Raw genomic sequence first — 6,750 nt, forward strand, 5'->3', positions numbered from 1 at the left:
CTCATCGCTGGTTCCCTCCCGCCGCGCCCGGCAGCGCCAGGTCGAGGTCGTCGTCGTCACCGGGCGCGGTGGCCTGCCGGCCGTGCCGCAGCCGCCGGTCGATCCAGTTGACGGCGTGCGTCAGCGGAACCGTCAGCGTCAGGTAGCACAGCCCGGCCAGCAGCAGCGCCGACTGGTTGCCGGTGTTCGCCGCGTAGTCCTGCCCGATCCGGAACAACTCCCGCTGGCTGGCCAGCAGGCCGAGGAAGTAGACCAGGCTGGAGTCCTTGATCAGCGCGATCAGCTGGTTCACCCAGGCGGGCAGCACCCGGCGGATCCCCTGCGGGACGATCACCAGGCGCATCGCCTCACCCCAGGACAGGCCCAGTGCCCGGGCCCCCTCCAGCTGCGCGGCCTCCACCGACTGGATGCCGGAGCGGAAGATCTCGCCGATGTAGGCCGCCGCGATCAGCGACAGCGCCAGGATGCCCAGGGGGTACGGGTTGGGCCCCCACACCCGCATGCCCAGCGGCGCCAGGCCGACGCCGATGAGCAGGATCGTCGCCGCGGCGGGCAGGCCGCGGAACACGTCGGTGTAGACCCGCGCCGGCCACCGCAGCCATCGGGTACGCGAGATGCCCGCGACGGCCAGTGCCATGCCCAGCACCGAGCCGAGCAGGGCGGCGGAGACCGCCAGGATCAGCGTGTTGGGCAGCCCCACCGTCAGCATCTCGGGCAGCGCCTCGCGCATGGAGTCCCAGTCGAAGAAGGTCTCCCACAGGGTGCTCAACGGATCCATCGTTCCTCCCACCGCCCCGCCCGCTCGTCGTCCGTACGTCTCAGGAGGTGGCCGACGCCGACGGCACCGCAACCGTGCCGCTGCCCGGCTTGAAGTCGGCCGGGATCGGGCGGCCCGGGTAGTACTGGGCCTGCAGGCGGCTCCACGTGCCGTCCGCGATCACCTCGTCGAGGCCCTTGTCCAGTGCCTCGCGCAGCTTGTCGTTGCCCTTGGCGAACGCGTACGCCGTGGGGGCAGGGCTGAGCAGCTTGGCCGCCACGGTGATCTTGCCGCCGCTGTCGGCGGCCGACTTGTCGCCGATCTCGGCGGGGGCGATCCAGGCGTCGGCGGTGCCGGCCTTGAGCTGGTTGATCGCGCCGTTGTAGTCGGGCACCCGGACCGGGTCGAGCCCCTCGCCGGTGGCGTAGTCGTCCTGGACGGTGCCCTGCACGACCACGACCCGCTTGCCGGCGAGCTGGTCGAATCCGGTGATCGACGAGCCGGCCGGCACGTCGAGTCCGAAGTGGCCGAAGTCGTAGCCGTTGCCGAAGTCGACGGTCTTCCTCCGCGCCTCGGTGATCGTGATCGAGGAGCTGCCGACGTCGAACTTGCGGTTGTTGACCTGGGAGAGCAGGGCGGAGAAGTCCGTGCCGACGAACTCCACCTTCAGGCCGACCTTCGCGGCGACCGCGGTGAGCAGGTCGTTGTCGAAGCCGGTGAACCTGCCGTCCTTGAGGTAGACGTTCGGCGGGGCGTCGGTGAGCGTGCCGGCGCGCAGCACGCCCGGCTGGAGCAGGCCGTACGGGTTGTCGGCCGAGGCGCCGGAGGCGTCGTCGCCGCAGCCGGTCAGCGCGGTGGCGGCGAGGACGGCGGCGACGCCGAGGGCGGCGGCCCGGGTGAGGGAGGAAAGGATGCGCACAGGTGTCTCCGATGAGGTGTTCCGGTGGCGGGCACGGGCGTGCGTCGCCGACGGTGCGCCCGGTGGGCGTACCGCTGGGATGGGTCGTGGCAGAAGGGGTGGCGCGCCTAGCGCGCGTCGCCGGGGCGACAGGAGGTGGCGCAGACCCGCATCGTGTCGACGTGGCGGCGCCGCGTCAGGGCCGGCTCCGTCGGGGCCACGGCGGGGCCCGCCGGTGGGGCGAGGCTGCGGAAGGACATGGCTCTCCTCGGTCGGTGACGACCCGGGAACCAGGCCGCGCTTGCACCGGAACCACTCCGGTGCCTGGTCCTCACCCGGGGCACCCCTGCGCGGACGAGGGTTGCCGGCCAGCGAGCCGGGGCTTGACGCTGGCGCTCATGACCTGCCGACGAGGCTAGCAGCCCGTCCCCGGCAACCGTCCAGCCGCTATGACGACCCTCACCCGGGCCCGGGTCACTCCTCGATCGCCCCGCCCACCCGCCGCAGGTGCCGGCGGAAGGTGTAGGCCGGGTCGGTGGCGCGGTGGGCCAGGTACTCGGCGAAGCCGGTCTGCTCGCGCAGCGTCTCCCCGGCGCGGATCCGCCGTGCCTGGACCCGCTCGACGTCGCGGATGCGCTCCGCCGCGGCGAACAGCTCCGCGGCGCGCCCGGCGGGGAGGAAGAGCGCGCCGTCGTCGTCGGCGACCACGAGGTCGTCGGGACCCACCAGGTGCGGCCCGACCCGGGCGCTGGTGAGCGTTTCCGGCTCCCTTGGGTCGAGCCGGGTCGGCCCGAGGGGGAGGGCGCCGTAGCTGAACACGGGCAGGCCGATCTCCACCAGCTCGGGAGTGTCCCGGTGCAGGCCCCACACCAGCAGCCCGGCGATCCCGGCCGCGACGCCCTCCAGCACCGCCAGTTCGCCGACGCACGCCTCGTCGCCGCGGCCGCCGTTGTCGATGACGAGCACGTCGCCCGGGGCCGCGTTCGCGTACGCCTCCAGGAACACGTCGACGCTGCCGTGGTGGCGCACCGGCAGCACCCGGCCCGCGATCCGGTGACCGGGGACGACCGCGCGGATCCCGGCCGGCGCCGCGCGCGGCGGCACACCGAGGCCTACGCAGGCGTCGGCGATCAGCGGCGTGGACAGGTCGGCGAAGCGCTCCCGCATGACGTCCCTCCCGGCGGTGCCCGGATCGTGGGCCGTCATCGTAGGGAGCACGGGCGGTGCCGGGGCGAGGTCCAATCCTGCCCCGCTGGCATCGCGCCCGGCACGCCGTCGCGTGCTCCCTCAGACCGGGACCCTCTGCTCCGCCGCCGGCTCGCCCGACTGTCCGGGTACGACCGCCGCCGGCACGCGCGGCATCGTGAAGACGAACCGCGTCCCGCCCTGGTACGCCTCGTCCAGGCTCAACGTCCCGCCGTGGTGCTCGACGACCTTCTTGCAGATCGCCAGGCCGATGCCGGTGCCCGGGTAGGCGCCCCGGGGATGCAGCCGCTGGAAGATGACGAAGATCTTCTCGGCGTACCGGGGGTCGATGCCGATGCCGTTGTCCTCGACCGCGAACGACCAGCCCTCCGGCGTCTCCGCGACCGTCACCCGTACCAGCGGGGCCCGGTCGGGGCTGCGGAACTTGACGGCGTTGCCCAGCAGGTTCTGCCACAGCATGGTCAGCAGGGTCGGCTCGCCGCGCACGGTGGGCAGCGGGTCGTGGGTGATGGTCGCGCCGGCCTCCTCCACCGCCCGGGAGAGGTTCGCCTCCGCCTGCGCGAGCACCTCGGCCAGGTCGACCTCCCGCTGCTCCGCGTAGACCCGGCCGATCCGGGAGAAGGTGAGCAGGTCATTGATCAGCTCCTGCATCCGGCTCGCCCCGTCGACGGCGAAGCCGATGTACTGCCGGGCCCGGTCGTCGAGCTGGTCGGCGTAGCGGCGCTCCAGCATCTGGCAGAACGACGCCACCTTGCGCAGCGGCTCCTGCAGGTCGTGTGACGCCACGTACGCGAACTGCTCCAGGTCCTCGTTGGAGCGGCGCAGCTCGGCTGCCTGCTGTTCCAGGGCGTCGCGGTCGTGCTGACTGCTCTCCCACGCCTGCACCACCGTGCGGCGCATGGTCTCCACGTCGGTGGTGAGCCGGGCGATGTCGGCCGGGCCGTCCGGCCGCAGCCGGTGCCGGAAGTCGCCGCCGGCCACCTGCCGCACCGAGGCGCCCAGCCGGTCCAGCGGCCGCAGCACCCTCGTGCGTACGAGCACGGAGCCGACGATCCCGCAGAGCAGCAGGGCCGCCAGGATCGACACGAAGGTCAGGTCCCGCAGCGCCCGGGCGCGGTCGAGGTCGCCGCGGCCGGCGTCACGGATCCGGTCCAGGCGGCCGACCAACCCGGTCAGCTCGGCGCGTACCGCCTCGAAGGTCTCCGCGTCCCCCGTCACCAGCGGCGCCAGCTCCTGCGGCGTCGCGCCGGCCCGCCGGGCGCCGACCAGGCGCTCGGCGAACCGGTCGCGCCAGCGGTCGGCCAGCCGCTGCGCCTCGTCGAGTTGGCCCAGCGCCGCCGCTTCGCCGGTGAGCAGGCCGCGCAGCCGCGTCATCGTCGCGCGTTCGGCCTCGACGCCTCGGCGGTAGGAGTCGACGAACCGCGCGTCGCCGGTGACGACATGGCCGCGCACGGCCGCCGCCTGGGCGAGCAGGCCGCTGTCGAGCTGCCCGACCGCCGTACGGGCCGGTGCGATCCGGTCGGCGAGGTGGTCGGATACCTCGGCGGTGTGCCGCAGCACGGCGGCGCCGGCGCCACCGCCGAGCAGGACGAGGGCGGTCATCGTCAGCAACAGGACGGTGAGCCAGCGACGGGTCGTCATCTGCCGGCGGAGCGGTGTCCCGGAACTCGCCTCACTGCCCACGAGCTGCACCCTAGCCGAGGCGGCGGGCCGGCCGTGCGCGCGCGGCCGGCTTGCCGGCGGGTGGTACGAGTGTCCTGTGTCCGTGACCGACCACGCGCCAGCCGACCCGCCGACTCCGGACGTCCGGCGGCCGCGGAGAGCCGTTGCGCCGATGGCCCCGGCGGCCGTCGCGACCACAATGGCCACCGGAGGCGGTCCCACCGCCCCCACGACGGGGGAGGTGCGGGCGTGAGCGGGTGGCAGGTCTCCGGCTACCGGGCGGTGCGGCAGCTCGGTGCCGGCGCGTCCGGCCGGGTGGACCTCGCCGTGCACGACGCCACCGGCACCCCGGTCGCGATCAAGTACCTCACCGGCGGGATCGGCGACGACCCGTCGTTCCGCACCGCCTTCCGCGCGGAGGCCCGGCTGCTGGCCGAGATCGACGATCCGCACGTCTCGCGCCTCTACGAGTACGTCGAGTCGCCCACCGGCGCGGCGATCGTCATGGAACTGGTCAACGGCGTGTCGTTGCGGCAGATGCTGCGCGCACACGGGGCCACCACCCCGGAGTCGGCGCTCTGCGTGCTCAAGGGGTCGCTGGCCGGGCTCGGCACGGCACACGCCCGGGGCGTCGTGCACCGCGACTACAAGCCGGAGAACGTGCTCGTCACCGCCGAGGGCACCAGCAAGCTGGCCGACTTCGGCATCGCCATGCCGGTGGGCGGCAGCTCCGGGATCAGTGTCACCGGCACCCCCCGCTACATGGCGCCCGAGCAGTGGACGGGCGCGCCGGCCAGCCCGGCCTGCGACATCTACGCCGCCACCGCGACCTTCTACGAGTGCCTCACCGGCCGACCGCCCTACGACGGGCGGGACCTGCCGACCCTGCGGCGACAGCACGCCGACGCGCCGATCCCCACCGACCCCGCCCCCGAGCCGGTGCGCGACCTGCTGCGACACGGCATGGCCAAGCGGCCCGCCGAGCGCCCGCAACCGGCTCAGGTCTTCCTCGCCCTGCTGGAGCAGGTCGCCGCCGAGGCGTACGGGCGGCGGTGGGAGGAGAACGGCCTGCGCGCGCTGGCCCGGCGGGCGGCCCTGCTCGCCGCCCTGCTCCCCTTCCCGGACGGCACCGGCGGCGCCACCAGCCTGGCCAGCACCGCCTTCGCCACGGCCGACCGGTGGGCGTGGACGCGCGCCGGTCGGGCCCGCGCCGCGCTGGTCGGCGGCGGGCTGGCCGCGGTGCTGCTGGTTGGCGGGGCCGGGCTGAGCTACGCCGGGCGCGACGAGCCCTCGCCCGCCGCCGCGACGGCCCCGCCGCTGGCGGCCACGGACCTGACCGGTGAGCCGTCCGCGCCGGCCGTCGCGGCACCCACCCCCTCCGCCGGAGCGACGCCCGCCGCGCCGCCGTCCGCCGCGCCGGCCGCGCCGACAACCGAGCCCACCGGCACCGGCGTGCCGCCGGCGTCGTCGGCCCCGCCGTCGGCGCCGAGCAGCACCAGCGCGCCGCCGCCGGACACCGTCGCCCCCACCGTCGGCCGGGTCACCGCCAGCCCGACCGAGCTGGATCCCGAGGGCTGCCCGTACGGACCCACGTCCAGCACCGTCTCCGCGATCGTCTCCGACGACCGCACGGCGGCCGGAGGACTGAGGGTGGTCGCCCGGTACACGCTGGCAGGTCGCACCGCGGAGGTGACCATGGCCTCCGGTGGCCGGGGCCTGTTCCGGGGCGTCCTGGGTGACCTGCCCCGGCCGACGGGCAGCACCCGGATCCCGGTCCGGGTCGTCGCCGTCGACGAGGCCCGCAACGCCTCGCCCGAGGGCACGCCCGTCTACCTGACGCTGCACCCCTACTGCACCCCGGGCTGAGCCCGGACAACCCGATGATGCCGATGACGACGACGGAGGGCGGGCCGCCGTGACCCAGCCGAACGACCCGACCGAGGCGCTGCCCACCCGCCGGCTGCCGGCGCCCGGCGCGCCGGGCGCGCGCGACCCGCACCCGTCGGCGGAGCCGACCGTGTCGCTGGCGGCCGGTGAGGCGACCGTGTCGTTGGTGGCGGGGGACGCGACGGCGCGGCTGGTCGTGGCGGAGCCGACGGTGCCCCTGTCCGCCGGCGAGCCCACGGCGCGACTGACGCCCGGCCGGCCGGCGTCGCCGCGCCACGGCCGGGGCGGGGCGGCGGCGCCGCGGAGCGCCCCGGGCGGGGCGGCGGGGAAGTCGGGTCGT

At 75.1% G+C, this 6,750-nt stretch carries 5 protein-coding genes, 1 pseudogene and 1 riboswitch; of the genes and pseudogenes, 2 read left to right on the plus strand and 4 right to left on the minus strand.

Annotation, left to right across the window (positions count from 1 at the left end; all coding sequences use genetic code 11):
* Window position 1 precedes the first annotated feature (1 nt).
* From V6V16_RS24750 to V6V16_RS24765, 4 genes are all read right to left on the minus strand, one after another.
* Complete coding sequence (locus tag V6V16_RS24750) at window positions 2–778, minus strand: amino acid ABC transporter permease (RefSeq protein WP_334565737.1); 777 nt, start codon at window positions 776–778, stop codon at window positions 2–4.
* 40 nt (window positions 779–818) lie between these two features.
* Complete coding sequence (locus V6V16_RS24755; RefSeq protein ID WP_334565739.1) at window positions 819–1,676, minus strand: ABC transporter substrate-binding protein; 858 nt, start codon at window positions 1,674–1,676, stop codon at window positions 819–821.
* Window positions 1,677–1,947: 271 nt separating this feature from the next.
* Window positions 1,948–2,059, minus strand: a riboswitch (SAM riboswitch).
* Between the two features lie 70 nt (window positions 2,060–2,129).
* Entirely contained in the window at window positions 2,130–2,822 is a 693-nt protein-coding gene (locus V6V16_RS24760; protein WP_334565742.1) for an RraA family protein, read from the minus strand.
* A 120-nt stretch (window positions 2,823–2,942) separates the two neighbouring features.
* Window positions 2,943–4,544: a sensor histidine kinase gene (locus V6V16_RS24765; protein WP_334565745.1), complete on the minus strand. Its 1,602-nt coding sequence runs from the start codon at window positions 4,542–4,544 to the stop codon at window positions 2,943–2,945.
* Window positions 4,545–4,772: 228 nt separating this feature from the next.
* Here V6V16_RS24765 and V6V16_RS24770 point away from each other — a divergent pair, with 228 nt between their 5' ends.
* Together V6V16_RS24770 and V6V16_RS24775 are read left to right on the plus strand one after the other, a co-directional pair.
* Window positions 4,773–6,389, plus strand: coding sequence for a serine/threonine-protein kinase (locus V6V16_RS24770; protein WP_334565746.1), 1,617 nt, complete (start codon window positions 4,773–4,775; stop codon window positions 6,387–6,389).
* 49 nt (window positions 6,390–6,438) lie between these two features.
* A pseudogene (locus tag V6V16_RS24775) lies at window positions 6,439–6,750 on the plus strand (hypothetical protein); the annotation flags it as partial.

Source organism: Micromonospora sp. CPCC 205561 (assembly GCF_036906775.1).
Taxonomy (GTDB): domain Bacteria; phylum Actinomycetota; class Actinomycetes; order Mycobacteriales; family Micromonosporaceae; genus Micromonospora.

Coding starts and splice junctions, on each gene's coding strand:
- V6V16_RS24750 (WP_334565737.1), bottom strand. CDS start 778: ATGGATCCGTTGAGCACCCTGTGGGAGACCTTCTTCGACTGGGACTCC.
- V6V16_RS24760 (WP_334565742.1), bottom strand. CDS start 2,822: ATGCGGGAGCGCTTCGCCGACCTGTCCACGCCGCTGATCGCCGACGCC.